Source organism: Rhodopseudomonas pseudopalustris, from assembly GCF_900110435.1.
GTDB classification, from domain to species: Bacteria; Pseudomonadota; Alphaproteobacteria; order Rhizobiales; family Xanthobacteraceae; genus Rhodopseudomonas; species Rhodopseudomonas pseudopalustris.
In genome coordinates this window covers 301,954-328,241 of record NZ_FODT01000002.1, presented here as the reverse complement: position 1 = coordinate 328,241, position 26,288 = coordinate 301,954, and the positions used below count along the sequence as shown (strand labels likewise).

At 65.1% G+C, this 26,288-nt stretch carries 24 protein-coding genes; 18 read left to right on the top strand and 6 right to left on the bottom strand.

The features are described 5' to 3' along the window. The first annotated feature begins 75 nt into the window (after nt 1-75). From aptA to BMY71_RS04870, 3 genes are all read left to right on the top strand, one after another. Nucleotides 76-1,422, top strand: coding sequence for an omega-aminotransferase AptA (gene aptA, locus BMY71_RS04880; RefSeq protein ID WP_011501710.1), 1,347 nt, complete (start codon nt 76-78; stop codon nt 1,420-1,422). A gap of 97 nt (nt 1,423-1,519) precedes the next feature. Further along, nucleotides 1,520-2,992, top strand: coding sequence for an EAL domain-containing protein (locus BMY71_RS04875; RefSeq protein ID WP_092682121.1), 1,473 nt, complete (start codon nt 1,520-1,522; stop codon nt 2,990-2,992). 12 nt (nt 2,993-3,004) lie between these two features. Continuing rightward, a complete protein-coding gene (locus BMY71_RS04870; protein WP_092682120.1) occupies nt 3,005-3,859 on the top strand; it encodes a TIGR01459 family HAD-type hydrolase in 855 nt (284 codons plus the stop codon). A gap of 200 nt (nt 3,860-4,059) precedes the next feature. Here the strand turns inward: BMY71_RS04870 and BMY71_RS04865 are convergent, their stop codons facing one another. Then, entirely contained in the window at nt 4,060-4,455 is a 396-nt protein-coding gene (locus BMY71_RS04865; RefSeq protein WP_011501707.1) for a response regulator, read from the bottom strand. A gap of 430 nt (nt 4,456-4,885) precedes the next feature. On the opposite strand from BMY71_RS04865, the gene BMY71_RS04860 reads away from it, so the two are divergent. Both BMY71_RS04860 and BMY71_RS04855 read left to right on the top strand, forming a co-directional pair. Further along, nucleotides 4,886-5,743 carry a 23S rRNA (adenine(2030)-N(6))-methyltransferase RlmJ gene (locus BMY71_RS04860; RefSeq protein ID WP_092682119.1) on the top strand — a complete coding sequence of 286 codons (858 nt, stop codon included), beginning with the start codon at nt 4,886-4,888 and terminating at the stop codon, nt 5,741-5,743. Between the two features lie 258 nt (nt 5,744-6,001). Then, nucleotides 6,002-6,214 (top strand): cold-shock protein, encoded by a 213-nt coding sequence (locus BMY71_RS04855; RefSeq protein ID WP_011501705.1) that lies wholly within the window; start codon nt 6,002-6,004, stop codon nt 6,212-6,214. Nucleotides 6,215-6,466: 252 nt separating this feature from the next. Here BMY71_RS04855 and BMY71_RS04850 read toward each other — a convergent pair whose 3' ends face one another. After that, on the bottom strand, nt 6,467-7,090 hold the full coding sequence (locus BMY71_RS04850) for an outer membrane protein (RefSeq protein ID WP_092682118.1): 624 nt from the start codon (nt 7,088-7,090) through the stop codon (nt 6,467-6,469). A gap of 304 nt (nt 7,091-7,394) precedes the next feature. On the opposite strand from BMY71_RS04850, the gene uvrC reads away from it, so the two are divergent. The 7 genes from uvrC to BMY71_RS04815 all read left to right on the top strand — a co-directional run bounded on the left by uvrC (nt 7,395) and on the right by BMY71_RS04815 (nt 14,461). Next, a complete protein-coding gene (uvrC, locus tag BMY71_RS04845; RefSeq protein ID WP_092682117.1) occupies nt 7,395-9,482 on the top strand; it encodes an excinuclease ABC subunit UvrC in 2,088 nt (695 codons plus the stop codon). 136 nt (nt 9,483-9,618) lie between these two features. Continuing rightward, a complete protein-coding gene (gene pgsA, locus BMY71_RS04840; RefSeq protein WP_041805178.1) occupies nt 9,619-10,242 on the top strand; it encodes a CDP-diacylglycerol--glycerol-3-phosphate 3-phosphatidyltransferase in 624 nt (207 codons plus the stop codon). Next, nucleotides 10,239-10,490, top strand: a complete 252-nt coding sequence (gene moaD / locus BMY71_RS04835) for a molybdopterin converting factor subunit 1 (RefSeq protein ID WP_011501701.1) — start codon at nt 10,239-10,241, stop codon at nt 10,488-10,490. The genes pgsA and moaD overlap by 4 nt, the downstream gene beginning before the upstream one ends. A 24-nt stretch (nt 10,491-10,514) precedes the next feature. Continuing rightward, nucleotides 10,515-10,982 carry a molybdenum cofactor biosynthesis protein MoaE gene (locus BMY71_RS04830; protein ID WP_092682116.1) on the top strand — a complete coding sequence of 156 codons (468 nt, stop codon included), beginning with the start codon at nt 10,515-10,517 and terminating at the stop codon, nt 10,980-10,982. After that, nucleotides 10,982-11,974, top strand: a complete 993-nt coding sequence (prmB, locus tag BMY71_RS04825; RefSeq protein ID WP_092682114.1) for a 50S ribosomal protein L3 N(5)-glutamine methyltransferase — start codon at nt 10,982-10,984, stop codon at nt 11,972-11,974. The genes BMY71_RS04830 and prmB overlap by 1 nt, the downstream gene beginning before the upstream one ends. A 290-nt stretch (nt 11,975-12,264) precedes the next feature. Beyond that, nucleotides 12,265-13,377 (top strand): class II histone deacetylase, encoded by a 1,113-nt coding sequence (locus BMY71_RS04820; RefSeq protein ID WP_092682112.1) that lies wholly within the window; start codon nt 12,265-12,267, stop codon nt 13,375-13,377. Between the two features lie 127 nt (nt 13,378-13,504). Then, on the top strand, nt 13,505-14,461 hold the full coding sequence (locus BMY71_RS04815) for a helix-turn-helix transcriptional regulator (protein WP_092682111.1): 957 nt from the start codon (nt 13,505-13,507) through the stop codon (nt 14,459-14,461). A 173-nt stretch (nt 14,462-14,634) separates the two neighbouring features. Here BMY71_RS04815 and rsmD read toward each other — a convergent pair whose 3' ends face one another. Next, nucleotides 14,635-15,192 carry a 16S rRNA (guanine(966)-N(2))-methyltransferase RsmD gene (gene rsmD / locus BMY71_RS04810; protein WP_092682109.1) on the bottom strand — a complete coding sequence of 186 codons (558 nt, stop codon included), beginning with the start codon at nt 15,190-15,192 and terminating at the stop codon, nt 14,635-14,637. Nucleotides 15,193-15,194: 2 nt separating this feature from the next. Further along, the gene (locus tag BMY71_RS04805) at nt 15,195-17,714 is read right to left on the bottom strand and encodes a pseudouridine synthase (protein ID WP_092682107.1); all 2,520 of its coding nucleotides are present in this window, start codon (nt 17,712-17,714) and stop codon (nt 15,195-15,197) included. A 175-nt stretch (nt 17,715-17,889) separates the two neighbouring features. Here BMY71_RS04805 and BMY71_RS04800 point away from each other — a divergent pair, with 175 nt between their 5' ends. The 3 genes from BMY71_RS04800 (at nt 17,890) to BMY71_RS04790 (ending at nt 19,703) form a co-directional block, all read left to right on the top strand. Then, the gene (locus tag BMY71_RS04800; RefSeq protein ID WP_092682105.1) at nt 17,890-18,336 is read left to right on the top strand and encodes a nucleoside deaminase; all 447 of its coding nucleotides are present in this window, start codon (nt 17,890-17,892) and stop codon (nt 18,334-18,336) included. An 817-nt stretch (nt 18,337-19,153) separates the two neighbouring features. Continuing rightward, nucleotides 19,154-19,432, top strand: coding sequence for a BrnT family toxin (locus BMY71_RS04795; RefSeq protein WP_092682103.1), 279 nt, complete (start codon nt 19,154-19,156; stop codon nt 19,430-19,432). Next, on the top strand, nt 19,386-19,703 hold the full coding sequence (locus BMY71_RS04790) for a BrnA antitoxin family protein (protein ID WP_092682102.1): 318 nt from the start codon (nt 19,386-19,388) through the stop codon (nt 19,701-19,703). The genes BMY71_RS04795 and BMY71_RS04790 overlap by 47 nt, the downstream gene beginning before the upstream one ends. A gap of 162 nt (nt 19,704-19,865) precedes the next feature. On the opposite strand, the gene BMY71_RS04785 is transcribed toward BMY71_RS04790, so the two are convergent. Continuing rightward, nucleotides 19,866-20,846 carry a magnesium transporter CorA family protein gene (locus tag BMY71_RS04785; RefSeq protein ID WP_011501692.1) on the bottom strand — a complete coding sequence of 327 codons (981 nt, stop codon included), beginning with the start codon at nt 20,844-20,846 and terminating at the stop codon, nt 19,866-19,868. A gap of 333 nt (nt 20,847-21,179) precedes the next feature. On the opposite strand from BMY71_RS04785, the gene BMY71_RS04780 reads away from it, so the two are divergent. Then, the gene (locus tag BMY71_RS04780) at nt 21,180-21,854 is read left to right on the top strand and encodes a L,D-transpeptidase (protein ID WP_011501691.1); all 675 of its coding nucleotides are present in this window, start codon (nt 21,180-21,182) and stop codon (nt 21,852-21,854) included. Nucleotides 21,855-21,940: 86 nt separating this feature from the next. On the opposite strand, the gene BMY71_RS04775 is transcribed toward BMY71_RS04780, so the two are convergent. After that, nucleotides 21,941-22,900, bottom strand: a complete 960-nt coding sequence (locus BMY71_RS04775; RefSeq protein ID WP_092682463.1) for an extensin-like domain-containing protein — start codon at nt 22,898-22,900, stop codon at nt 21,941-21,943. Nucleotides 22,901-23,017: 117 nt separating this feature from the next. Between BMY71_RS04775 and BMY71_RS04770 the strand changes: the two genes are divergently transcribed. Together BMY71_RS04770 and BMY71_RS04765 are read left to right on the top strand one after the other, a co-directional pair. Beyond that, nucleotides 23,018-24,646 (top strand): fatty-acid--CoA ligase, encoded by a 1,629-nt coding sequence (locus tag BMY71_RS04770; protein ID WP_011501689.1) that lies wholly within the window; start codon nt 23,018-23,020, stop codon nt 24,644-24,646. 379 nt (nt 24,647-25,025) lie between these two features. After that, nucleotides 25,026-26,210, top strand: a complete 1,185-nt coding sequence (locus tag BMY71_RS04765) for an acyltransferase family protein (protein WP_092682100.1) — start codon at nt 25,026-25,028, stop codon at nt 26,208-26,210. Nucleotides 26,211-26,288: the final 78 nt, after the last annotated feature.

The following is a 26,288-nucleotide window of genomic DNA, read 5'->3' as shown; positions in this document are numbered from 1 at the left end:
GCGTTCCCGTGATCCCCCGAAGCTGCTAGCCTGCGACGCCGTCCGCAACCCGCCCGCGCATGCATGAGGAGCGCTATGTTAGACAAGAGCAAGCCTACGTCCGCCGTCAACGTGCCGAACGACCTCGAGGCGTTCTGGATGCCGTTCACGGCGAACCGGGCCTTCAAGCGCGCGCCGAAAATGATCGCGGGCGCCAAGGACATGCATTATTTCACCACCGACGGGCGCAAGATCATCGACGCCGCCTCGGGAATGTGGTGCTCCAACGCCGGTCACGGTCGCACCGAGATTTCGGCTGCGATCGCCGCCCAGGCCGAGGCGCTCGACTTCTCGCCGCCGTTCCAGTTCGGCCAGCCGAAGGCGTTCGAACTCGCCAGCCGCATCGTCGAGCTGGCGCCGGACGGGCTCGACCACGTGTTCTTCTGCAATTCCGGCTCGGAAGCCGCGGACACCGCGTTGAAGATCGCGATGGCCTGGCAGCAGATCCGCGGCCAGGGCTCGCGCACCCGCTTCATCGGCCGCGAGCGCGGCTATCACGGCGTCGGCTTCGGCGGCACCGCGGTCGGCGGCATCGGCAACAACCGCAAGATGTTCGGCACGCTCCTGAACGGCGTCGACCATCTGCCTGCGACCTATGACCGCGACAAGCAAGCGTTCAGCAAGGGCGAGCCGGAATACGGCGCGCATTTCGCCGACGCGCTGGAGGGCCTCGTCAATCTGCACGGCGCCAACACCATCGCCGCGGTGATCGTCGAGCCGATGGCCGGTTCCACCGGCGTGCTGCCGGCGCCGAAGGGCTATCTGAAAAAGCTGCGCGAGATCACCAAGAAGCACGGCATCCTGCTGATCTTCGACGAGGTGATCACCGGGTTCGGCCGCCTCGGCCACGCCTTCGCCGCGGAGCGCTATGGCGTCACCCCGGACATGATCACCTTCGCCAAGGGCGTCACCAACGGCGCAGTGCCAATGGGCGGCGTGATCGCCAGCGCCGAGATCCACGATGCCTTCATGAGCGGACCGGATTACGCGGTGGAGTTGTTCCACGGCTACACCTATTCGGCGCATCCGCTGGCCTGCGCCGCTGGCCTCGCCACACTCGACATCTACCGCGACGAGAAGCTGTTCGAGCGCGCCAAGGCGCTCGAGCCGAAGTTCGCCGACGCGGTGATGGCGCTGCGGTCGGAGCCGAACGTGCTCGATATCCGCACCATCGGCCTCACCGCCGGAATCGACCTCGCTCCGCTTTCGGACGGACCCGGCAAGCGCGGCTACGAGGCGATGAACTCGGCGTTTCACGACCACGAGCTGATGCTGCGGATCGCCGGCGACACCCTGGCGCTGACCCCGCCGCTGATCCTCAGCGAGGACCATATCGGCGAAATCGCCGACAAGGTCGCCAAGGTGATCCGCGCCGTCGCCTGACGCTGCCTGCCTCGCTTCCTGTCTAGGCGGACGAATCCAGTGGACTCGTCCGCCGAATCACCAATGATGGCGGGATCGGCAGGACAACCGGCGCTAAATGTTCCGAATCTCGACCATTTTCATTGCCATCTGCATGGTACTGGTCTCCGTGTCGCTCGGCACGGTGGTGTATTCGCTCGCCGGGTTCAGCGCGGGCGAATCCGCGATCGTCGCGCTCGCGACGCTGACCTTCTTCGTTCTTTACAGCGCCGTGTCGATGCGGCTCAGCGACCGCGCCGACCCCAGTCACCAGATCGCCGACCTGTCACGCGGCACCGCCGACCTTGCCCGCCAGATCGCCGAATTCGGCCGCCGGCTCGCCGTTGTCGAGGGCAAGGTGGTCGCCGCCAATGCGACCAATCAAGACCGCATCCAGGTCGCGATGGGTGAGATCGGCGAGCTCGGGCTGCTGGTGAAGCAGCTCGCCGCCTCGGTCGCGACCCACGAGGACATGCTGGCCGGAGCCGCGCCAGGCGCGCCGCCGCGGCGAACTCCGTTGCTCGATCCGGAAGCGCCGGTGCAGATCCAGCAGATCGCCGACAATCAGGCCGAACAGCCCGGGGCAACGGACGTCGTTCCCGCTCCCGCCGCGCCGTCGTCGCTCCTGCCCCAGCCGGCGCGCGATCCGGCACAAATCCTGACCGCAGTGAAGAACGCCGTCGAGGCTGGTCGGCTCGACATCTATCTGCAGCCGCTGGTGACGCTGCCGCAGCGCAAGGTGCGCTTCTACGAGATCGTGACGCGGTTGCGCGACGGCAAGGATCAGGTGCTGACCGCCGACGAGTTTCTTCCCGTCGCAGAATCCGCCGGAATGATGGGCCGCATCGATCACGAGGTGATGCTGCGCGCGGTCCAGGTGCTGCGCCGCCTGATGGTGCGCAACAAAGAGGTCGGCGTGTTCGTCAATGTCGCCGGGGCGACGCTGTCGGACGCCGATGCGTTTTCACAATGTCTCGATTTTCTCGAGGCCAACCGGGCGTTGGCGCCGTCTTTCGTGCTGGAATTCAAGCAAAGCACGCTGCGCAACCTCGGGCCGCGCGAGAGCGAGCACCTCGCGGCGCTGGCGCAGCGGGGCTTCCGGTTCTCGATTGACCACGTCACCGACCTGCGGTTCGAGCCGCGCGAACTCGCCGATCGCGGCGTGCGCTTCATCAAGGTGCCGGCGTCGCTGCTGCTCGACCAGCGCGAGCATCCGGCGGCCGACATCCACCCCGCGGATCTGTCCGACCTGCTCGGCAGGTTCGGCATCGACCTGATCGCCGAGCGGATCGAGGGTGAGCGCGCGGTGGTCGACCTGCTTGACTACGATGTGAGGTTTGGGCAGGGGTTCTTGTTCGCAGCGCCCCGGCCGCTGCGACCCGAGACCGCCCCATCGCCTGCGCCGATATCTTCCGGCGACAAGGCCAAGCAGGACACCGCCACTCCGCATGATTCAGGCCCCTCCCCGAAGGGCGAACTCGCCCGGATCGATCCGCCGCGCGCCGCCACTGGCGTCGCCGCTCTGGCGCGCCGCGCCGTCGGCCCGGTCTGACCGCTTCACCGCATGACCACACTTCGTTTCGTCGATCACCTGCACGAACTGATGGGCTCTGTCGATGTCGTGTTGAGCGACATCTGGGGCGTCGTCCATAACGGCCTGGAATCGTTTCCCGAGGCTTGCGACGCGCTGCGCACCGCGCGCAACGAAGGCCGCACTGTGGTGCTGATCACCAATGCGCCGCGCCCGGCCGACTCGGTGCAACGCCAGCTCCGCAAGCTGCACGTGCCCGACGATTGCTACGACGCCATCGTCTCGTCCGGCGACCTCACGCGCGCTTACGTCGCCGAGCACCCCGGTCAGTCGGTGTTCTGGCTGGGCCCGGATCGCGACAATTCGATTTATCGCGGCCTCGACGCTGTTCTGACGCCGCTGGACCAGGCCGACTACATCATCTGCACCGGCCCGTTCGACGACGAGACCGAGTCGGCCGAGGACTATCGTGAGATGATGGGCGAAGCTCTGCAGCGCAAGCTGAGGCTGATCTGCGCCAACCCCGACATCGTGGTCGAGCGCGGCGACCGGCTGATCTATTGCGCCGGCGCGATCGCCGAACTCTATCGCGAACTCGGCGGCGATGTCATTTTCTACGGCAAGCCGCATCGGCCGATCTACGACCGCGCCATGGCGATCGCACGTGAACTGCGCAACGCCGAGACGCCGTTGCAGCGCGTGCTGGCGATCGGCGACTCGGTGCGCACGGACCTTGCCGGCGCGCAGAGCTACGGCATCGATCTGCTGTTCGTCACCCGCGGCATCCATTCCGACGCCTTCGAAGGCATCGACCGGCTGGACACCGACGCTGTCAGCGAGCTGTTCGGCCACCCGCCGCTGGCGCTGACCCGCGAATTACGGTGGTAACAGCGTCGCTCCTCACCTCGACGGGTCATTCCGGGATGCACTGCGCCAGCTGCGCAGACCCGGAGTCCCCAGATTGGTGCAAAGAGAGATTCCGGGTTCGCGCTTTGCGCGCTCCGGAATGACGGCGCGGGACGGCGCAAAGAAAACGCGCCCCGTTGCCGGAGCGCGTTTTGAAAAATCGGTGGCCGTGATGTCGCGCGTTACGCCGCGACGTGATCCGGGAACACCGCCTCGATCTTCGTCTTCAGGGTCGCGGCGTTGAACGGCTTCACGATGTAGTTGTTCACACCCGCCTTCTTGGCGGCGATCACGTTCTCGGTCTTGGATTCCGCGGTGATCATGATGAATGGCGTCTGCGACAGGTTCGGGTCGGCGCGAACTTCCTTCAGCAGGTCGTAGCCCGTCATCGGCTCCATGTTCCAGTCCGAGATCACCAGACCGTACTTCTTGACGCGCATCTTTTCGAGCGCCGCCGAGCCGTCGCTGGCATCGTCGATATGCTCGAAGCCGAGTTGCTTCAGAAGATTACGAATGATCCGGATCATGGTGCTGTAGTCGTCCACCACCAGGACCGACATTGACAAATCAACCGCCATCTTCAACTCCCAAGGGGCACCGCAACGGTGCGCCGAAACGCCCCAACGGTGGGCTCAATTTGGTTCTCAGGAAAACCCGACGTTCGAAACGTCCGGCCCCATCCGGAGCCCAGAACTAGCACCGCTGATTAAACAGCCCGTTAACCGGGGTATCATGAGCGTCGCGGACGTCGCCGCGGAAGTCACGATGAACCGCTGGTTTGCCGCATATTTGGATTGTCCGGCGGTTTCCCGTAGTCTTACGAGTGTGCTGGCGTGATGGAAAGCAGGGCGGCGTCATGCCTGGCCGTCATGGCGGTTGATCGCGGCGGCTGCTAGAGCATTTGCCAGCGAAGCGATTGCCGGTTCGCGTGAAGACTCCGCGTCCAACCTAAAATCTAGAGCTTCGGTTCTGGTTCGATCAGAGCCGAAAGAGCTCTAGGGAGTGCCGATGAATTATCGCCATGCCTTCCACGCCGGCAATTTCGCCGACGTCATCAAGCACATCGTCCTGGTCCGGATCCTGACCTATCTGCAGGAGAAGCCGGCGCCGTTCCGGGTGATCGACAGCCATGCCGGCGCCGGGCTTTACGACCTCACCGGCGAAGAAGCCATCCGCGGCGGCGAGTGGGCCACGGGCATCGCCCGGGTGCTGCAGGCGCGGTTCACCGACGCCGCGGGCGACCTGATCAAGCCGTATCTCGACATCGTCCGCGCCTTCAACCCGCAGCGTGACATGACTGCCTATCCGGGGTCGCCGCTGATCGCCCGCGCCCTGCTGCGGCCGCAGGACAGCATGGTCGCGAGCGAACTGGAGCCGCTGGCGCGCAAGCAACTGATCAACGCGCTGCGCCGCGACACCCAGGCCCGGGTGGTCGATCTCGACGGCTGGCAGGCGCTGACGGCGTTCGTGCCGCCGAAAGAACGCCGCGGTCTGGTGCTGATCGATCCATCGTTCGAACAGAAGGACGAGTTCGAGCGACTGGCCGCGGGCTTCAGCACGGCTTACGCGAAATGGCCGACCGGCACCTATCAGTTGTGGTACCCGGCAAAGAATCGCCGCCTCACCGAGGCATTGGCCGACCACGTCGCAACCGTCGCCGCTGCGGGTGGCGAGGGAAAGTGTCTGCGGCTGGAATTCAGCGTCGCACCGCAACAGCCGGACGGCGCACTGACGTCGACCGGTCTGCTGGTGGTGAACCCGCCATGGACGCTGGCGTCGGAGTTGAGAGTCATTCTCCCCGAATTGGAGAGACCGCTCGGCCAGGGCGGCGTCAGCCGCTATCGGCTCGAGCTACCCAGATCGTGACCACCCGATCAGTGATCGCTTCCAGCACGAAAAGTCTCATTTGAACGTAGTCAATCCGCGTCAATCCGTATTATGCTGACTCATTGGACTGGCTTTACGTTCCGCTTCCGCGAATGGGGGCGGCGGAGTGACAAGGCCGTACTACCTCGGACCGGCATTTAGCGGGTCCAGCTTTCGGCCAAGCTTTCCGGCAGCGCAATGTCAGGTCGCACCGAAGCGCCGGCGCGCGACGGAAAGCATGCGGGAGGGGTTTCCGGAATGTCTATGACGGGAACGGTGAAGTTCTTTAATGGAGAGCGCGGCTATGGCTTCATCAAGCCAGATGACGGTGGCCGCGATGTATTTGTTCATATCACTGCAGTCGAGCGTGCCGGCTTGAAGGATCTGACTGAAGGTCAGCGCATTTCGTTCGAGGTCGAGCCAGACAAGAAGGGCAAGGGCCCCAAGGCGGTCAATCTGGTGATTTCATAACCGCAGCCGCCGGCTTCGCTCGGGCCAGCGCGACAGCCCTGGCAGCGATCGCTTAGACGCGACGGATTTTATGTAGCAGATGATGGCGCACCGGATGGTGCGCCACGACGATCAATTGTGCGCGCGGTCCGCGTCGTCTCGATGCACGATTCGGCGCGACGTGCCGATCGAATCCAGCAAAAAAATCCCGGCCACAAGGGCCGGGAATGATGATCGCCGAGTTTCTTGGTCGCGATGATTTCGTCGCGAGGTTTAGAAGTGATAGTTGATGCCCGCGCGCACCACCCCGAAATTGTAGCCGTTCGGGGCACCGGTGATGAAGAAGTTATTGGTGGACAGGCTGCCGTAAAGATACTCGACCTTGGCGCTGAGTTTCGGCGCGAAGGCGAATTCGGCGCCGGCGCCGACCGTCCAGCCCGCGGAACTGTGGCTCTCTGTCGACAGCAGGCGCTCGCCCTTCAACTGACCGAAAGCGAAACCGCCGGTGGCGTAGATCAGCAGGTCGTTCATCGCGTAGCCGACACGACCACGCGCGGTCCCGAACCAGGGGTTCGAAAACTTGTAAGGCGCGAAGGTGTCGTCCGCGGTCGAGAACTGAATGTCGCCCTCGAGGCCGAAGACGATGTTTCCGCTCTGCCAGTTATAGCCGCCCTGAACGCCACCGTTGAAGCCGGACGGCTTGGTGATGTTGTTGGTGACATTGCCGAAAGAGTAGCCGAGGTTGCCGCCCAGATACGGCCCGGCCCAGCTGAAGGCATTCAGCGGCTGATTGACGGTGTAGGGCGTCCGCGAGCCGTAATAGCCCATGTCCGCGGCCTGTGCCGTCGAAGCTCCTGCGGCGAGAATGGTCGCCGCGGCCATTGCAAATTTACGCATCTTACTCTCCTCGACGGCAGGAACGCGGCTTTCGCGCGCCGTCCGCCCAGCCACCGGCCATCGTTGGCCGAGGGAAAAAGCATCCGGGATGGTTACGGATTTCCACTTTTTTCCAGTAAGATTTATCGAGAGTTTTAAGTTAAGCGGTTGTTAAACCGGCCGCGGTTCCAGATGTCGTTGTTAACAAAAGCTTACTTCCCAAGCTTCGCGGCGACAGCATGGCGGCCGGCCGCAATGCGCGCGCGATGTGGGTTCCCGGCGTGCAGCGCTGGCACCGCACGCCCCGAACGCCTAATTTAGGACCATGAATCAAGACCCCGCCGAGACCCGCGACACGGCGGCCCCGCCGCCCGCGGACACCGCATCCCCATCGCCCGTCTCACCTGAATTGGAGCCCCGCTCCGCGCCCGGCGCGCAGGACATCGACGCCGCGTCCGCCTCGCTGACGGTGGAGGAGGACGACGAGGCGCGCCTGCCGGAGATCGACGACGATAGCGCCGAGGTCGCCGACGGACCGCTCGCGGTCGGCCGCGCCGCGATCGAGCAGGCGGTTCGGCTGGCGCCGACCTCCCCCGGGGTCTACCGGATGCTGAATACCGCCGACGACGTGCTCTATGTCGGCAAGGCAAAGAACGTAAAGAAGCGGCTGTCGTCCTATGCGCGGCCGACCGGGCACGTCGTCCGGATCGCGCGGATGATCGCCGCGACCGTGACCGTCGAGATCATCTCGACGTCGACCGAGACCGAAGCGCTGCTGCTCGAAGCCAATCTGATCAAGCAGCTCCGGCCGCGCTTCAACGTGCTGCTGCGCGACGACAAGTCGTTCCCCTATATCCTGATCACCGGCGACCATTGGGCGCCTCAGATCCTCAAGCATCGCGGCGCACAGAGCCGCCCGGGGCGCTATTTCGGCCCGTTCGCCTCGGTCGGCGCGGTCAACCGCACCATCACCGCGCTGCAGCGCGCGTTCCTGGTGCGCTCCTGTACCGACTCGTTCTTCGAGAGCCGCACCCGCCCGTGCCTTTTGTATCAAATCCGGCGCTGCGCCGGCCCATGCACCGGCGAGGTCGATTTTCCCGGCTATACCGAGCTGGTGCGCGAGGCGACCGACTTTCTGTCCGGCCGCAGCCGGGCGGTGAAGCAGGAACTTGCCGTCGAAATGGAGAAGGCGTCGAACGAGCTCGAATTCGAGACCGCGGCGCTGTATCGCGACCGCCTTGCCGCGCTGTCGGCGATCCAGTCCCAGCAGGGCATCAATCCGCGCACCGTCGAGGAAGCCGACGTGTTCGCGATCCATCAGGAGGGCGGCTATTCCTGCGTCGAGGTGTTCTTCTTCCGCACCGGCCAGAACTGGGGCAACCGCGCCTACTTCCCGCGCGCCGAGAAGTCGTTCACGCCGGAGGAGGTGCTGGCGTCGTTCCTGGCGCAATTCTACGACGACAAGCCGCCGCCCAAGCTGATCCTGCTGTCGCACGATATCGAGGAGTGCGAACTTTTGGCCAACGCGCTGTGCATCAAGGCCGGCCGCAAGGTCGAGGTCGCGGCGCCGAAGCGCGGCGAGAAGAAGGAGCTGGTCGCGCACGCGCTCACCAACGCCCGCGAGGCGCTCGGCCGCAAGCTCGCCGACACCGCGACCCAGACCCGACTGATGCAGGGGCTCGCCACGACACTAGGCCTGCCGAGGCCGCCGCAGCGGATCGAGGTCTACGACAACAGCCACATCCAGGGCACCAACGCGGTCGGCGCGATGATCGTCGCCGGCCCGGACGGCTTCATCAAGAACCAGTACCGCAAATTCAACATCCGCTCCGAAGGCCTCACCCCGGGCGACGACTATGCGATGATGCGCGAGGTGTTGCAGCGCCGGTTCAAGCGGCTGGCGGCCGCGAAGGCCGAAGGCGATGCGGCGAAGCCGAAGGAGGACGATACCCCGCTATGGCCCGACCTCGTGATCATCGACGGCGGCCGCGGCCAACTCAACGCCGCGCGCGGGGTGCTGACCGAACTCGGCCTCGGGGCGGAGGTGACGCTGCTCGGCGTCGCCAAGGGACCGGACCGCGACGCCGGCCGCGAGACGCTGTTCATGCCGGAGCGCGAGGCAATCAAGCTCGAGCCGCGCGACCCGGTGCTGTATTTCATCCAGCGGCTGCGCGACGAAGCGCATCGCTTCGTGATCGGCTCGCACCGCAAGCTGCGCAAGAAGGACATCCGCGAGGCCGGATTGCAGGAGATTCCCGGCATCGGCCCGACGCGCAAGCGCGCATTGCTCCACCATTTCGGCACCTTGAAGGAGATCGAACGCGCCTCGATCGGCGACCTCGGCAAGGTTCCGGGCATCAGTGCCGAGAGTGCCCGGCGGATTTTCGATTTCTTCCATCCGGGTCCGGGCTGAAGGTGGCGCGGCTCGACCAAAGTCGGCTGCGGCGCGGCCCCATGCGGCCCATGCGGATTTCACCTTTTCCTGATAGGGATCGCGGAGCGCCTTCGTGGGAGTTGACCTTCCGGCGCGGGCAGTATTGGTAAGCTCGATGAACGATGTTTCTACCAGAGCGCCAGCGCGTGGAACGAAGTCGCTGACGCTTCCGAATATCCTGACCTATGCCCGGATCGCAGCGATCCCGGTGGTGGTCGGCTGCATCTTCGCCCAGTCGATCCTGGGCGGCCCGCTTTCGCTACGCTGGGTGGCTTTGGCGGTGTTCATCGCCGCGGCGATCACCGACTTTCTCGACGGCTATTATGCCCGGATCTGGGACCAGCACTCGGCGTTCGGCCGGATGCTCGACCCGATCGCCGACAAGCTGCTGGTAGCATCCTGCCTGCTGATGCTCGCGGCCGATGGCATCATCCACGGCTGGACGCTGTGGGCGGCGATCGTGATCCTGTGCCGCGAAATCCTGGTCTCGGGCCTGCGGGAATATCTCGCGGCGCTGCGGGTCAGCTTGCCGGTCACCAAGCTCGCGAAATGGAAGACCACGGTGCAACTGGTGGCGATCGGCTTCCTGCTCGCAGGCGACGCCGGCGACGAGGTGCTGCCCTACACCACCCAGATCGGCCTCATCCTGCTGTGGATCTCCGCGCTGGTGACGATGTACACCGGCTACGACTATTTCCGCGCCGGCATCCATCATCTCATCGAGGAAGACTCGCGATGAGGGTGAAGTATTTCGCCTGGGTCCGCGAACGCATCGGCCTCGACGAGGAAACCATCGAACCGCCGGCCGACATCGCAACCGTCGCCGATCTGATCGGCTGGCTGTCGGCGCGCGGCGAAGGCTATGCCGCGGCGTTCGAGAAGCCGACGGTGATCCGCACCGCGATCGACCGCACCCATGTCCGCCCGGAGACGCCGATCAAGGGCGCCCGCGAAGTCGCCTTTTTCCCGCCAATGACCGGCGGCTGAGCGCTGCGCGCACGGGATGATCCGATGACCGTTCCGGTGACGATCCGTATTCAGGAAGCCGATTTCGATATCGCCGCCGAGATCGCGGCGATGACCGCCGGACGTACCGATATCGGCGCGGTGGTAAGTTTCAGCGGCATCTGTCGGGGAGCCGAGGGTGACGATGCGGTCGCCGCCCTGACGCTCGAACACTATCCCGGCATGGCGGAAGACGAGATCGGACGCCACGCCGCTGCAGCGGTGACGCGCTGGCCGGTCACCGCGCTGACCATCGTGCACCGCGTCGGACGAATGCGGCCCGGCGACAATATCGTGCTGGTGCTGGCCGCTTCGGCGCATCGGCAGGCGGCGTTTTCCGCGGCCGAATTCCTGATGGATTATCTGAAAGCCAACGCGCCGTTCTGGAAACGCGAGGAGCGCGCCGACGGCACGCGGTGGGTCGAGGCGCACGACCGCGACGACGCGGCCGCCGCGCGATGGGACAAGGACTGATGGCGAAAAAAGCGAAGGCGAAAGCCGCAAAGACGAAGCAGCCGGCAAAGCGACGCGCCGCGACCGCAAAATCCCGAGCGGCCGTAAGCGCGCCGAAGGTCGCGGCGGGCGAACTCGTCACCCTGCTCGACTTCGTGCGCTATGCGGTCAGCCGTTTCGCCGAAGCGGGCGTCGTGTTCGCGCACGGCACCACCGATCCGATCGCGGAAGCGGTGTTCCTGGTCGGCGAAGCGCTGCATCTGCATCCGGATCAGTTCGAGATGTTCGCGACCGCGCGCGTCACCGTACGCGAGGCGACTGCGATCCTCGGCCTGATCGAGCGCCGCGTCGCCACGAGGCTGCCGGCCGCCTATCTCGTCAACAAGATCTACATGCGCGGCGTCCAGTTCTATGTCGACGAACGCGTGATCGTGCCGCGCTCTTACATCGGCGAATTGCTGGAGTCGCATTTCGACGGCGGCGCGACCTCTCTGATCGGCGATCCGGAGGCGGTCGAACGCGTCCTCGACCTGTGCACCGGCTCCGGCTGCCTGGCGATCCTCGCGGCCCGCAATTTTCCGCACGCCGAGATCGACGCCGTCGATCTGTCGAAGGACGCGCTCGCGGTCGCGGCAAAGAACGTCGCCGATCATGGCGTCGGAGAACGGCTGACGCTGCATCACGGCAACCTGTTCGCGCCGCTCGGCGAAGCGCGCTACGACCTGATCATCACCAACCCGCCTTATGTCGACGCCGAAGGTATGGCGAGCCTGCCGGCCGAATGCCGCGCCGAGCCGGCAATGGCGTTCGACGGCGGCGACGACGGCCTCGACATCATCCGCCGCATTCTCGACGAGGCAAAAGACCATCTCACGCCGGACGGCGGACTGCTGTGCGAAGTCGGCCGCGGCCGCGCATTGATCGAGGAAGAATTCTCGAACCTGCCGCTGCTGTGGCTCGATACGGAAGAGTCCAACGGCGAAGTATTCTGGATCGCCGCGTCGGATCTGTAGTTACTTCCAAGCACAGCTTTTCAACGTCATTCCGGGGCGCGAACGAAGTTCGCGAACCCGGAATTGATGGTGGTCCGTGAGCAACACCGATCAGGCGCGCTGAAGGCGGCAGGCAACGTTTCCGTTCACATGGGCTCCGAGGCCCAATTCGACGCCGCCGATTGTCGCAGCCTCTTGGCGGCAACAGCGGCTGATCGACGCCGTCGCGCGCGTGGAATTCGGTAATTCTACGGATACATTGCGGCTCAGGATTTCCCCCACTCTCGGTTCAAACAAAACGGGAGGAAATCATGACGACAGGATATCTTTGGAATACCCTCTATGGCTGGGTCGACACCGGAACCGGAAGTCTTGCCGCGGCCAATCTCGCCGAGCGGATGCAGCCGATCTCGCATCATCTCGCACATTCCGACACCAAGCGTCGGTTTCATGAGCTCGTCTCCGTATCGGGGTTGCGGGATAACTTGGTCGATGTCGTCGCCCGGCCTGCGACCGATGCCGACATCCTGCGGGTGCATACCGAAGAACATCTGAGCATCATCAAGGAAATAAGTGCACGGCCGACCGGAGGCATCGCCGGCGATGGTGTGACGATGCTAGGCAATGGCGGTCTCGACATCGCCCTGCTGTCGGCGGGCGGCGCGATCGAACTGGTGAAACAGGTGGTCGCGGGCGAGCTGCGCAACGGATATGCGTTGGTCAACCCGCCCGGACACCATGCCCCGCGCAATCAGGCGATGGGATTCTGCATCTTCAACAATACCTCGGTTGCCGCGGCCTATGCCCGCAACGTCCTCGGCCTGGACCGGGTCGCGATCGTGGATTGGGACGTCCACCACGGCAACGGCACGCAGGACATCTGGTGGACCGACCCTTCGGTGCTGACGATCTCGATTCATCAGCATTTGTGCTTCCCCGCCAATATGGGCTTCGTGACCGAGCGCGGCGAAGGCGATGGCCATGGCTACAATCTGAACATCCCGTTGCCTCCGGGAAGCGGCAACGCGGCGTATCAGCACGCCTTCGAGCGGGTGGTGATTCCGGCGCTGGAAGCCTACCGGCCACAGCTGATCATCGTCGGGTCTGGCTTCGACGCCAGCATCCTCGATCCGTTGGCGCGGATGATGGTGACCGCGGCCGGCTTCCGCAAGCTCGCGCGCATGGTGATCGACTGTGCCGATCGAATTTGCGGCGGCAAGATCGCCTGTGTGCAGGAAGGTGGATACAGCCCGCATTATCTGCCGTTCTGCGGCCTGGCGGTGATCGAGGAACTGGCCGAGGTCAGGCTGCTCGACGATCCGTACCAGGGATTCATCTCGACCATGGGCGGCGACACCTTGCAGCAGCATGAGCGCGAATGGATCGAGAACGCGGCCGTGCTGGTCAAGGATATCACCTGCTGACCGCGGCGACGGAACTGGTCCCGGCATCCGGATCGACGGGCGTCGTCGTTCCGGATGCACCGGATGCTTGTCGGATGATCCAGCTTTGTGACAGCATGATCGCGCCAGACGGCATCGGAGGACAGCCATGGGAGCAGACAAGGCGTCGGGTCTTCTCGCGGCCCAGATTGTTTCGCTTCGTCACCTGATAGCGTTCGACGCCGTCCAGGTGCTTTGCCGTCCTGCACCGCAGGACAATCACCTGATCCTGCTCTGTGAAGGCTATGGCTGCGCCAGCCGGAGGGCGCTGGCGGAAGCCTTTCCCGCACTCTACCCGCCCGGTTTCACCGAGCTGTTCTCTCCCGGTGACGGCCTGCCGCCTTCGATTTGCGAATCCGACGATGTAATGCAGCCGGCGTTTCGTGCGACCGAAATCTATATCGAGGCGCTGAGCCGCGAGGGATTCCAGGACGGGCTGACCATCGAACTGCGCAGCGGTACGGACTATTTCGGATTGGCGCATTTCTCCGCGCGGCGGCCGACGACCTTCACCCGCGACGTCCGTATGATGGCGCGCGGCTTTCAGGTGTCTCTGGAAGCGACGCTCGGGTCGCTGATGCCTCGACCCGACAAGGCCATCGTGGCGGTGCTGCGCAGACGCGGCAACGCGCTAGTCGCGGTCGAAGCTGTGCGGGACCAAGGCTCGGTCGTCACTAACCGGTTGCTGACGACGCTGTCGTGCCTGCCGCCGGAGGCGATGCCGCTGCAATGCTGCTGGGTCTGCGAGCGCCCGTATCTGCTCAAGGCTACGCCAGTGGGCAACGAGGATCTGCTGATCGAATTGCTGCCGCAGCCATTGCCGGTCGGGCTGAGCTATCGCGAGATGGTGGTGCTGAGCTGGCTGATGATCGGCATGGCGGATCGCGACATCGCGGCCGAGATGTTCATCAGCGAACGCACCGTGCACTCTCACGTCACCGCGCTGCTGCGCAAGCTCAAGGTCAAGCGCCGATCACAAGCAGCGATCATCGCCGCGCTGAACCGCTGGTTCATCCCTGATCCGGCGGGGAAGATCGCAAGCGGTTACGCGAGTGTGATGCGTTGAAGCAGGCCGGCAGATAGCAATCAGCAGGCGTCAGTCCGACGCGCAGCCGCCGTTGCTCGGGCGCAAAGCCCCCAGTCCGTGAGTATGATTCCAGGTTCGCGCTGCGCGCGCCCCGGAATGACGAACGAGAGGCAAGAAGTTGAATCCACGTCACAGATTGGTCCGAAGCCCAACTACGTCGCGACTTTCAGGATCGTGAACTCGGTGTCGTCATAGCTGCGGCGCTCCAGCTCGGCGAAACCGTCGGGCGCTGCAAACCCGGCGTCCTTGGCTTCCTCGACGATCACCAGCGCATCGGGCGTGAGCCAGCCGCCGTCGCGCAGTGACGCCAGCGCTTTCTCGGCGAGTTGCATCCGATAGGGCGGATCGAGGAACACCAGCGAAAACGGCTCGACCGGATGCGCCGGACCAAGATTGGCAGCGTCGCGGCGATACACCTTGCTGACGCCGCCCAAGCCCAGCGCCTCGACATTGGCGCGGAGCAGCGCGCGCGCCTCGGCGCCATTGTCAACGAACAGGGTGAACTTGGCGCCGCGCGAGGCCGCCTCGATGCCGAGCGCGCCGGTGCCGGCGAACAGATCGAGCACGCGCGCGTCGCTGATCGGATCGCCATAGGCATGCATCAGAATGTTGAACAGCGACTCGCGCAGGCGATCCGCCGTCGGGCGGATGTCGCGCGACGACGGCGCCACCAGATTGCGGCCACGCAGCCTTCCGCCGATCACGCGCATCGCTAGTCCTCGCGAGGTGCCGGTTCGCGCTTGCCGTGGTAGCGGCGGGCGGGGCCGCGGGAGGGGTCGCGGTCGCCGCTGCCGGTGCGCTCGACCTTGACCTTGCGGCCCTTGCGGTCCTCGACGGCGCCGCGCTTGACCACGGCCTTCTTCTTCGGCGCGGGGCCGTTCTCGGCGGCGACGGGCTTGCCCGGGCGCGGCTTCGGCTTCGTCTCGCTCGGCGACGGCCCGCCGAAATCGGCCTCGGCGAGCTTGATGATCTTCTCGCCGAGCTGCTCGCGCAGCACCCGCGTCTTGACCTCCTCGACCTGGCCTTCCTCGATCTCGAGCAGCTGGAACGGGCCGTAGGAGACGCGGATCAGCCGGTTCACCTCGAGCCCGAGATGCGCCAGCACGTTGCGGACTTCGCGGTTCTTGCCTTCGCGGATCGCGAACACCAGCCAGACATTGGCGCCCTGGTCGCGTTCGAGCTTGGCCTCGATCGGACCGTATTTGACGCCGTCGACCTCGACGCCGCTGGCGAGCTGATCGAGCTGCGCCTGGGTCACTTCGCCATGCGCGCGGACGCGATAGCGCCGCAGCCAGCCGGTCTCCGGCAATTCGAGCGCACGCGCCAGCCCACCGTCATTGGTGAGCAGCAACAGGCCTTCGGTGTTGAAGTCGAGCCGGCCGATCGAAATCAGGCGCGGCAGGTCTTCGGGCAGATTGTCGAACACCGTCGGCCGGCCCTCGGGGTCGGCGTGGGTGGTCATCAGGCCACGCGGCTTGTGGTACAAAAACAGCCGGGTGCGCTCGCGCTCCGGCAACGGCTTGCCGTCGACGGTGATGACGTCCGAATAGGTGACGTCGAGCGCCGGACTATCGATGACGCGGCCGTTGACCGCGACGCGGCCCTCGACGATCCAGGCCTCGGCGTCGCGGCGCGAGCACAGGCCGGCGCGGGCGACTACCTTGGCGATGCGGTCGCCGGCCTTATCGGCCTTGGCCGGGGCCGGAGCGGCGCGCCGCTCGGTCTTCGAACGGTCGGTTTTGGGACGCTCGCGATAGGCGCCGCGGCCGCCGAAGGCGGGGCGCTTGGCGAAGATCTTGCTCTCGTCCTCGTTTTCACGGCGCGGCCGGTCGAAGCCGCGCTCGCCATTGTCCCGGCTGCGTGGACGATCCGACGAAGGGCCTTCGCTGCGCGGATGCTCGTGCCAGTCGCCGGTACGCTCGCGGCGCTCGAATTTGGGACGATCGTCGCGCGAGAATCGCGGGCGATCGCCGCCGCGTTCCTCGCGTGGCTTGTCGAACCGCGGCTTGTCGAAGCTGCGCCCGCGCTCGGCGGAGTCGCCGTCGCGCTTCTGCCACGGTTTGGCGTCGCCGCGGTCGCCGCCGCGATCGGGACGGCTGCCGAAATCCTTGCGCGGGCCGCGATCCGGCGCGCCGCGGCCGAATTTCTTGTCGCCGCCGAACTTGCCGTCACGCGCCGGGCGGGCGCCAAACGGGCGATCCCCTGTGGGCCGCGACCGCTCGCCATCCTTGCGGAAGCCTTCGCCGCGCGGGGTATAGGGCCGCTTTTCGCCGCCCTCACGGGGCGCGTAAGAGCGCTTTTCGCCACCGTCACGGGGCGTATACGGACGCTTCTCGCCACCGTCACGGGCTGCGTAAGGCTGCTTTTCGCCGCCTTCACGCGGCGTATAGGGACGTTTCTCACCACCCTCGCGGGGCGCGTAAGAGCGCTTCTCGCCACCGTCGCGAGCTGCGTAAGGCCGCTTCTCGCCGCCTTCACGCGGCGTATAGGGGCGTTTCTCACCGCCCTCGCGGGGCGTATACGGACGCTTGTCGCCACCCTCGCGCGGTGTGTAGGGCCGCTTCTCGCCACCCTCGCGGGGCGTGAAAGGCCGCTTCTCGCCGAACTTCTTGTCACCGAACTTCTTGTCGCCGAACCGTCCTGCCGGGCGGGCGTCGTCGCCGCGGTCGCGGCGCGGGGCGCGATCGTCGCGTTTGAACGGCCGATCGCCGCCGCGGTCGTCGCGCGGCGGGCGCGGCGTATAGGGGCGCTTCTCGCCGCCCTCGCGGGGCGCGAATGCGCGCTTTTCGCCGAACTCCTTGCGCGGGCCGCGCTCCGGGCGATCGCCGCCGCTGCGCGCGGGGCGCTCGTCGCGGTTGAAGCGCGGACGCGGCGCGTCGCCATCGTCGCGGCGCGGCCGATCGGCGAAATCGCGGCGCGGGGCTGCGCCGTCGCGCTTCACATAAGGCCGCTTGCCCTCGCCGCCGAACGCGCGCTTGGCGTCGCCGCCGAAGGTTTTCTTGGCGAACGGCTTGTCGGCGCGGGCCTCGAAGGTCCCCTCGCCGCGCTTGGCGAATTTCTTCTCGGGGCCGCGGGCCGCTCCGGAACGACCTTTGCCGCCGCCCGCGCTTTTGCCGCCAAAGCCGCCTTTGCCCCCGAAACCGCCTTTACCGCCCGAAGACGCCTTGCCTCCGCCGGGTCGATCGCGGCGGCCCCGCGCGGAGGCGTTGTTTTTATCGGTGTCGCGGGGCATGACTGGTCTTTCTGCAGGATCCGTCAGGGATCGGGAATGGGGCTCAAGCTGTCGGGAACGGGCTCGCACGACGCTGACGTGCGCTCTCGTTGAAGGCGCATAGTCCACGCAAAACCGGCATCCACTTTTGCTGAATGGGGTCTCCTAGCAGAGTTTTTCGCAACATACGAGCCATATGACGACGCCCTCTTTCATGGATCTGGCGCTGGCCGCCGCGAACATCGCCGGTCAATCGGGCGAAGTGCCGATCGGCTGCGTCATCGTCCGCGCCAATGAGGTGATCGCGACCGCCGGTAACCGCACCTTGACCGACCGCGATCCGACCGCCCACGCCGAATTGCTGGCGATCCGCGAAGCCGCGCAAAAACTCGGCAGCGAGCGGCTGCCGGACTGCGATCTCTACGTCACGCTCGAGCCGTGTACGATGTGCGCCGGCGCGATCTCGTTCGCGCGGATCCGGCGGCTGTATTTCGGCGCATTCGATCCGAAGGGCGGCGCGGTGGAGAGCGGCGTGCGGTTCTTCGGCCAACCGACCTGCCACCACGCCCCCGAGGTCTATTCCGGCGTCGGCGAGCGCGAAGCCGCGACGATGCTGCGGGCGTTTTTCAGGGCAAGGCGGTGAGGCTGTCGCCGCACGTTAGGTTCTGGTGCGGCGCCATAACGCAACGCGCGTGCCCCAAAGTAAGCCGTCATCCCCGCGAAAGCGGGGATCCAGTATTCCAGAGCGTTCGCGGCAGACGCACTGCGCACCCAACAGACGCTCTGGGATACTGGGTCGCCCGGTCGGAGCCGGGCGATGACAGCCACGGTGTCGTGCACGGCCGTGCCTCGTCGCGATGTTCGGATTGAATTGTCAAACAGCCACGGCAATTCCCTCTCGCGGCTCCGTTGAGCCCGAGTTGTGCACCCGTCGCTTCATAGCGAGGGGTGGGGGCGCGCCGCGAGGCGCGGGGTTTGGTGGTTCTCGCGATTACTTCGATGAAGCAATCGCGCAACGCCTCGTCAGCGCGCCACCGCGGCGGTTTTGGGCGTCGGGACCGTTCTTCCGGGGGCAGGGAGATTTCGGGGATTTCCCCCGCCTCTGCTGCGCCCGTCCAGCCACGAAAGCGGCAGCCGCTCATATTAGCGGCGGACGGTGACCTTCTGCCTCCCGGACGCGTGCTTGCGAGGCACAGCGCGCAGGACGCCGCGTCCAGCCGACATCGCCAGCAAGCTGGCCACGCCGGGTTATCACGGAGGCCAGTCACCCGGCCTTCGTGATCTGTCCCGCTTTAGCAACGCCTCGCGAAGCGCCCCTCACGGACAGGACGGCGCGGATTATAGTCATAATAGGAATATTGTCAATATGCAGGATTCACGATTGCGGCGCAACGGTCATCAGCTAGCCTGAAGACTTGCAAACATGATTTTTGTATATACAATAATTAGGCCACTCGCGCATGAGGATCACCTTTGATCCAGCCAAACGCGACGAGACAATTCGTTCGCGAGGCATCGACTTTGCCGACGCGGCGACGATCTTCGCGGGCGACACGCTGGATTACCCCGATCTTCGCAAGGACTACGGGGAAGTCCGGATGATCACCGTCGGCCGACTTCGCGGCCGTATGGTGGTGATGGTCTGGACCCAGCGCGGCGACGCGCGGCACGTCATTTCATTGAGGAAGGCCAATGCCCGGGAGCAAGCGCGTTTCGCGAACAGACTTGGACAAGGTTGATCGGCACGTCATCACGGCGGAAGAGTACGAGGAAATTCCTGAGCTCACCGACGAATGGTTCGCTGCAGCGGATCTTTATCGCGGCGGCAAGCTGATCCAACGCGGCCGGCCCAAATCAGTCGCCCCGAAACAGGCCGTTTCGCTGCGGCTCGATCCCGAAGTGCTGCGCTGGTTCAAGAGCACCGGCCCCGGCTATCAGGCGCGGATGGGCGAGGTGTTGAAGCAGCATATGACAAGGAAGAAAGTGGCGGGGAAGAAGTCGGATTCGTAGGGCGCAATAGCGAAGCGTATTGCGCCGATGCAATGGCGGATGACGCTGCGCTCATCCGCTATACGATCTCGACGGGGCTCGATCGCGTGCCGTTTCCAGCATGGCGTTTCCAGCAAGGCGGTGGGCTCGCTTCGCTCTGCCCACCCTATTGTCGCCCCGCCCCTACAACCACTTCTTCCACTTGAAGAACATATACGGCACCACGGCGGCGGCGAGCATCATGCCGAGGGCCATGGTGTAGCCGTGGGCCCATTCGAGTTCGGGCATGAACTTGAAGTTCATGCCGTAAACCGACGCGATCAGGGTCGGCGGCATCAGCACGACGGCCATCACCGAGAACAGCTTGATGATGTTGTTCTGCTCGAGATTGACGACGCCGAGCATCGCGTCGAGCACGAAGGTGGTCTTGTTCGACAGATAGCTCGCATGGTCGGTCAGCGAGATCACGTCGCGCTGCATGGTCTTGAGCTGGGTACGGCTGTCCTTCGGCCATTTCAGGCCCTCGCCCTCGACGGTGAGGAAGGCGACCAGCCGGCCGATCGAGACCAGACTTTCGCGGACCTTGGAGACCAAGTCGCCCTTGCGACCGATCGCGATCAGAATGTCGGAATAGCGCTTGGGGTGGCCGGCGCGCGCCGGGCCCTCCGGTTCGAAGATCGCGCGGCTGACGTCGTCGACGTCGGCGCCGGCTCGCTCCAGAATGTCGGCGCAGCGGTCGATCACGGCGTCGAGCAATTCGAGCAGCACCGACTCGCCGGACGCGCCGAACGACGGCGTGCGCGCGAGCCTGTTCTCGACCAACGCGAACGGCCGCAGCTCGTCGTAGCGAACCGTCACCAGCCGCCGGCCGGACAGGATAAAGGTCACCGGGGTCAGCCGCGGCGAGGTGGTGTCCGCGCCGCACATCAAGGTGGCGGTCATGTAGCGGGCGCCGTTCTCGATATAGAGACGGCTGGAGATTTCGATCTCCTGCATGTCCTCGCGGGTCGGCACCGCGATCCCGGCCAGCTTCTCCACCGCGCGATCCTCGATCGGGGTCGGCTTGTCCAGATCGATCCACACCGCATCGTCCGGCAGCGCGTCGAAATCGAGCGGGGCTACGCGCTTCAGCGCGGCGTCGGCGGGGGCGAAAAGCGCGAGCATGAAGACTCCGGAGCTGGCGGGAGTGATGGCGGAGGCGACTCTGGAGTGCCGCAACTCTGCGGGGGTTGGCAAGGTCCGCCGGCGCCGGGCGAGACGGTTTTCATCGGCAGGGCAGAGATGGGCTGCGGCGGAGCCGCCACAGGTCTTGCCTGGAAGTTAATCACCTACCGCAGTTCTGCGGCAGAAATACAACAACTATGGGCTCGCGATGCGGCACACTCGCAGAAATGCTGGCCAAACGGCGGCTTTCAGCGATACTAAAGCCTTAGGAATCGTCATGGGCGATGTCTTTTTCCGGCGCGTTTTAGCGTGCCGATTGCGATTGGAACGATAATGGCGTCTCTCGGAAAGAAGCTGGGACTTTTGGTTTGCGCGGGCCTTTTGTTGTCCGCCTGCACGCAGACCACCTATCAGGAGACGTCGTCGACGGTGTTCAAGCCGCGCGACAAGGAGCTGCTCGCCAAGGTGTCCTACGTCAAGACGCCGACGCCGGAAGCGTTCCGCCGCGCTATCGTCGACTATCACCGCAAGGAAACGCCCGGCTCGATCGTGGTCGATTCCGATAATCACTATCTGTATTACGTCCAGGACGGCGGCAAAGCGATCCGCTACGGCATCACCGTGGGCGAAGAGGCGATGGCCTGGTCGGGCATCGCCAAGGTCGGCGCGATGGCCGAATGGCCGGCCTGGCATCCGACCCCCAGCGAGATTTCCCGTCTCGGCGTGCCACGATTCGTCGCTCCCGGCCCGGACAATCCGATGGGCTCGCGCGCCATCTATCTGTATTCGGGCGGCAAGGACACGCTGTTCCGCATCCACGGCACCAACCAGCCGGAATATATCGGCGCCTCGATCTCGTCGGGCTGCATCCGCATGACCAACGAGGACGTCATCGACCTCTACAACCGCGTCAAGATGGGCGCGATCGTCGTGGTGCTGGAGCCGAAGCACGGCGACTCGCCGTATAATTCCAAGATGGCGCTGCAGGGCGGCGGCAGCACGCTGTAGGTCAGCCGATCGCGGACCGGCCTCGCCGATCCGCTCGATCGCCCAGACCGGATCGGCTTAGCCGATCCGCAATATCTCGAAAATGCTCAAAGGCGCTGGTCAGTCCGGCGCCTTTTCTTTGTCGCCTGCTTCGCCGGCGGCGGCGCAGGCGCCTGCTCGGCTTCGCGCTGCTCGGCCTGCTCCGGATCGCCTTGCTGCGGCGCGGCGCGCTCTTGCTCCCGGTCCGCCGGCTGATCGGCGACCTCGCGCGGCGGCGCCTCGGCCGGCCGCGCCGCCGGCAACAGCGGCGCGATCGCAGGCAGCGGCTCCCACACCTCCCATTGGCAGATCTTGTAGCCACCGCGCCGCTCGGCCAGATCGAGATGGATGTGGTCCTCGTGATAGCCGTCCGAGCCCGGCCCGAGCACGGTGGAGAATCGGGCGCACACCGATTGCAGCACGCTCTCGCGCACCGCGCGCGGCGTCGCGCGATCGGTCAGCGACAGCATCCGGCCATTGGCGAGCTTGAGGCCGCGCAGATCGAGCGCATTGGCGCGGCCATGCTCGGACAGCTTCGCGCCGAACACCCGGTTGCGGCCGCGGCAGTCATACGAGTCGAAATTGTCGAGCGCGGCAAGCCGCTGGTCGAACGAGGCCGCGAGCGGCGCGATGTCGGTGCGGACCCAGGCCGCGAGCGCGCTGGCCATCTGGCAGCGCAACGTCGCCGCCGGCGTCACCGCGACGCGGCTGCCGTCGGGCAGAACGATCGCTTCGAGCCGGACCAGATCGGGGCCGCCGCAACTGCCGGGACCGGTGATGTCGGGGATGCTGGGCGCCACCGCAATCGCATCGGTCAGCGCCAGCCGGCACGCCGAGGGCGGCTTCGACTCGGGGCTGGGCGGCGGCTTGGCCGCCTCTGCCTGCGGCGGCGCGTCGGACTCCGGCTTGTCGGCCGCGCGCTCGTCGTCGGGCGCAGGCGCCTCGGCCGGCCGAGGCTTCGGCAACGGTATCTTGTCCCGCGCCAGCGCGGGCGGCGCGCATAGCGCCACCGCCACCGCGATCAGCACCGCGAGCGTCGACGCTTTGCCGCGGAACAGCGCATGACAAGACCGTTTTCCGCTGGCCTTGTCCGCGCTAATGTCGCTGCCAATCCATGAGGGATAACAATCAGGAGGAACGTTCTTATGCTTGGACTGATGCAAGACTGGCCTTTGTTGTGTCACCGGATCATCGAGCATGCGGCGCAGGTTCACGGCAACCAGGAAGTGGTTACCCGTTCGGTCGAGGGACCGATCGTGCGCACGACCTACGCGCAGATTCATCAACGGTCGCTGAAGGTGAGCCAGATGCTGGATCGCGCCGGCATCAAACTCGGAGACCGCGTCGCCACCATCGCCTGGAACACCGCCCGGCATCTGGAATGCTGGTATGGTATTATGGGAATCGGCGCGATTTGCCATACGGTCAATCCGCGGCTTTTTCCGGACCAGATCGTCTGGATCGTCAACCACGCCCAGGACCGGGTGATGATCACCGATCTCACCTTCGTCCCGATCCTCGAAAAGATCGCCGACAAGCTGCCGACCGTGGAGCGCTTCATCGTGCTCACCGATGCCGAGCACATGCCGCAGACCACGCTGAAGAACGCGATCGCCTATGAGGAATGGCTGAAGGAGGCCGACGGCGACTTCCAGTGGAAGAGCTTCGACGAGAACACCGCGGCGGCGATGTGCTACACCTCGGGCACCACCGGCGATCCGAAGGGCGTGCTGTATTCGCATCGCTCCAACGTGCTGCACGCGCTGATGGCCAACAACGGCGACTCGCTCGGCACCCGCGCCAAGGACGTGATGCTGCCGGTGGTGCCGCTGTTCCACGCCAACAGCTGGGGCATCGCGTTCTCGGCGCCGTCGATGGGCACCAAGCTGGTGATGCCCGGCGCCAAGCTCGACGGCGCTTCGGTCTATGAGCTGCTGTCGACCGAGAAGGTGACGCACACCGCCGGCGTGCCCACGGTGTGGCTGATGCTGCTGCAATACATGGCCAAAGAGAAGCTGACGCTGCCGGACCTGAAGATGGTGGTGTGCGGCGGCTCGGCGATGCCGCGCTCGATGATCAAGGCGTTCGTCGACATGGGCTGCGAGGCGCGCCATGCCTGGGGCATGACCGAGATGAGCCCGATCGGCACGCTGGCGGCGCTGAAGCCGCCATTCGACACGCTGACAGGCGATGCGCGGCTCGATGTGCTGGCCACCCAGGGCTATCCGCCGTTCGGCGTGCAGATGAAGATCACCGACGACGCCGGCAAAGACGTGCCATGGGACGGCAAGACCTTCGGCCGGCTCAAGGTCTCCGGACCCGCGGTGTCGAAGGCGTATTTCCGGGTCGATACCGAGATCCTCGACGATGCGGGCTTCTTCGACACCGGCGACGTCGCCACCGTCGACGCAGACGCCTATATGCGGATCACCGACCGCTCCAAGGACGTGATCAAGTCCGGCGGCGAATGGATTTCCTCGATCGATCTGGAAAATCTCGCAGTCGGCCACCCCAAGGTGGCGGAGGCCGCCGTGATCGGCGTGTATCACCCGAAATGGGACGAGCGGCCGCTGCTGATCTGCCAGCTCAAGCCGGACGTGACCTGCACGCGTGACGAGATTCTGCAGTACATGGACGGCAAGATCGCCAAATGGTGGATGCCCGACGACATCGTGTTCGTCGAAGCGATCCCCCACACCGCCACCGGCAAGATCCTGAAGACCGCGCTACGCGATCAGTTCAAGACCTACAGCCTGCCGAACGCGGCGGCCTGAGGACGGCTTTTCCCGAAAGCCGTCGAGGCCGGACCGGAGCAACCTCTCCCGCTTGCGGGGGAGGTCGACGCGCGTGGCGCGGCGGGTGGGGGAAGCAGCGGCGCAACCCACGCGGCGCCGGGTTGAGAAGGCCACATCGACTGAGCCCGTGTCGCCCCCACCCCGGCCCTCCCCCGCAAGCGGGAGAGGGAGCAGCCCGTGCTCACTGACCGGCAGAGCATCATGCTACGCGGCGACACGCGCGCCTCCGCGCCCCATTCCGTGGAAACACAGGCTCTCTCAGGCCCTACGGAAGGCGCATTCGACCGTTTGATGAATGAACGAAGAGCACCAGGTCACGGAGTTTGCCCTGGCGTTGCGGTTCAGCTAGTTTCCGCGCATGCAATCTGACAAGCGCATCCCGGAACTGGACGGCCTGCGAGGAATCGCGGCTATCATGGTTCTGGTTTGGCACTTCACCGGATCGCTGCTCGATCCAGCACTTGGTTGGATCGCCTCCACGACCTACGCGGCCACCATCTTCGGCCGCACCGGCGTCGATCTCTTCTTCGTGCTGTCCGGCTTTCTGATCGTCGGAATCCTGATCGACAACCGGCAGTCTCCCTCCTACTTCAAGACCTTCTATATCCGGCGAGCAGCCCGGATCTTCCCGCCGTATTTCGCGCTGATGGCGATCTACTGGCTCTGCTTCCACCTGACAGGGCCGAACGCCGCTTTCAACGCCAACCCGAACTTCCCCGTTCAGTTCGCGGCGCAGTCGCTGTTCTCCTACAACATCCTGATGGCCGCCGCCGACAGCTACGTATCCCGCGGTTTTTCCGTGACGTGGTCGGTCGCCATCGAGGAACAGTTCTACCTCGTTGCGCCGCTTGTTCTGTGGCTCACCCCGGTCAAACATCTCCGGAAGCTGATCATCATCGTCGGCCTGACCTCAGCGCTTCTTCGAGCGGCGACATATCTCGCATTTCCGAAGTATGGCTTGCCGATCTACGTCTTTACCCCGTTCCGTTTGGACTGCCTCTGCGCAGGAGCATTTGTCGCCACCATCTGGCGCGACCCGCAGATCATGAAGGCAATCCGGGAACGGGCCGCGCAAGTCAGCGCCGCCGTTGTCGGCCTCGCCTGTATTGCCCCGATCATGGTCTATGCCATTCTCCAGGACATCTGGTGGCACATGCATGTTTGGGGGCACTTCTATCTGGCGGTGCTCTACGGCGTCCTGCTGATGTGGATTCTGCTGCGCATCGACACCGGTGTTCGCCTTCTAAGAATAAGGCCCCTGCAAGAGGCCGGCCGAATTTCCTACGCGCTGTATCTGTTTCACTCTCTTTTCCTCAGCCTGGCATTCATTCTCGCCGCACGGCCGGAACGGGTCACCAACTGGCCCGACGCCGCCATCGCCCTCGGCGCATTGGTGGCTTCCGTTCTGGCGTCGTATCTCAGCTACCATCTGCTCGAGAAACCGATCCGAGCGATTGGTCATCGCTGGCGGTATGAACCTGGTTTCCCGCCTGCGCGTCCCGTCCCGGTCACCGGGGTCTACGGTCGACTGCCCGGCAGCTAGACAATCACATGCTCCGCGGCGGTCTGGCGCTCGCTCGCCTTGCCGCCACATCGTCGAATGTGAATGCCGGAACCGGTC

What these genes read in the sequence shown, in the direction of transcription:
- BMY71_RS04785 (WP_011501692.1), bottom strand. Translation starts at nt 20,846, where the DNA reads ATGCTCGCGCTTTTCGCCCCCGCCGACGCCGCGCTGAAGCGCGTAGCC.
- BMY71_RS04770 (WP_011501689.1), top strand. Translation starts at nt 23,018, where the DNA reads ATGCTTGGACTGATGCAAGACTGGCCTTTGTTGTGTCACCGGATCATC.
- aptA (WP_011501710.1), top strand. Translation starts at nt 76, where the DNA reads ATGTTAGACAAGAGCAAGCCTACGTCCGCCGTCAACGTGCCGAACGAC.
- BMY71_RS04865 (WP_011501707.1), bottom strand. Translation starts at nt 4,455, where the DNA reads ATGGCGGTTGATTTGTCAATGTCGGTCCTGGTGGTGGACGACTACAGC.
- BMY71_RS04820 (WP_092682112.1), top strand. Translation starts at nt 12,265, where the DNA reads ATGACGACAGGATATCTTTGGAATACCCTCTATGGCTGGGTCGACACC.
- BMY71_RS04765 (WP_092682100.1), top strand. Translation starts at nt 25,026, where the DNA reads ATGCAATCTGACAAGCGCATCCCGGAACTGGACGGCCTGCGAGGAATC.
- BMY71_RS04855 (WP_011501705.1), top strand. Translation starts at nt 6,002, where the DNA reads ATGTCTATGACGGGAACGGTGAAGTTCTTTAATGGAGAGCGCGGCTAT.
- BMY71_RS04830 (WP_092682116.1), top strand. Translation starts at nt 10,515, where the DNA reads ATGACCGTTCCGGTGACGATCCGTATTCAGGAAGCCGATTTCGATATC.
- BMY71_RS04790 (WP_092682102.1), top strand. Translation starts at nt 19,386, where the DNA reads ATGCCCGGGAGCAAGCGCGTTTCGCGAACAGACTTGGACAAGGTTGAT.
- BMY71_RS04870 (WP_092682120.1), top strand. Translation starts at nt 3,005, where the DNA reads ATGACCACACTTCGTTTCGTCGATCACCTGCACGAACTGATGGGCTCT.
- rsmD (WP_092682109.1), bottom strand. Translation starts at nt 15,192, where the DNA reads ATGCGCGTGATCGGCGGAAGGCTGCGTGGCCGCAATCTGGTGGCGCCG.
- BMY71_RS04875 (WP_092682121.1), top strand. Translation starts at nt 1,520, where the DNA reads ATGTTCCGAATCTCGACCATTTTCATTGCCATCTGCATGGTACTGGTC.
- pgsA (WP_041805178.1), top strand. Translation starts at nt 9,619, where the DNA reads ATGAACGATGTTTCTACCAGAGCGCCAGCGCGTGGAACGAAGTCGCTG.
- moaD (WP_011501701.1), top strand. Translation starts at nt 10,239, where the DNA reads ATGAGGGTGAAGTATTTCGCCTGGGTCCGCGAACGCATCGGCCTCGAC.
- BMY71_RS04850 (WP_092682118.1), bottom strand. Translation starts at nt 7,090, where the DNA reads ATGCGTAAATTTGCAATGGCCGCGGCGACCATTCTCGCCGCAGGAGCT.
- BMY71_RS04860 (WP_092682119.1), top strand. Translation starts at nt 4,886, where the DNA reads ATGAATTATCGCCATGCCTTCCACGCCGGCAATTTCGCCGACGTCATC.
- BMY71_RS04815 (WP_092682111.1), top strand. Translation starts at nt 13,505, where the DNA reads ATGGGAGCAGACAAGGCGTCGGGTCTTCTCGCGGCCCAGATTGTTTCG.
- BMY71_RS04805 (WP_092682107.1), bottom strand. Translation starts at nt 17,714, where the DNA reads ATGCCCCGCGACACCGATAAAAACAACGCCTCCGCGCGGGGCCGCCGC.
- uvrC (WP_092682117.1), top strand. Translation starts at nt 7,395, where the DNA reads ATGAATCAAGACCCCGCCGAGACCCGCGACACGGCGGCCCCGCCGCCC.
- prmB (WP_092682114.1), top strand. Translation starts at nt 10,982, where the DNA reads ATGGCGAAAAAAGCGAAGGCGAAAGCCGCAAAGACGAAGCAGCCGGCA.
- BMY71_RS04795 (WP_092682103.1), top strand. Translation starts at nt 19,154, where the DNA reads ATGAGGATCACCTTTGATCCAGCCAAACGCGACGAGACAATTCGTTCG.
- BMY71_RS04800 (WP_092682105.1), top strand. Translation starts at nt 17,890, where the DNA reads ATGACGACGCCCTCTTTCATGGATCTGGCGCTGGCCGCCGCGAACATC.
- BMY71_RS04780 (WP_011501691.1), top strand. Translation starts at nt 21,180, where the DNA reads ATGGCGTCTCTCGGAAAGAAGCTGGGACTTTTGGTTTGCGCGGGCCTT.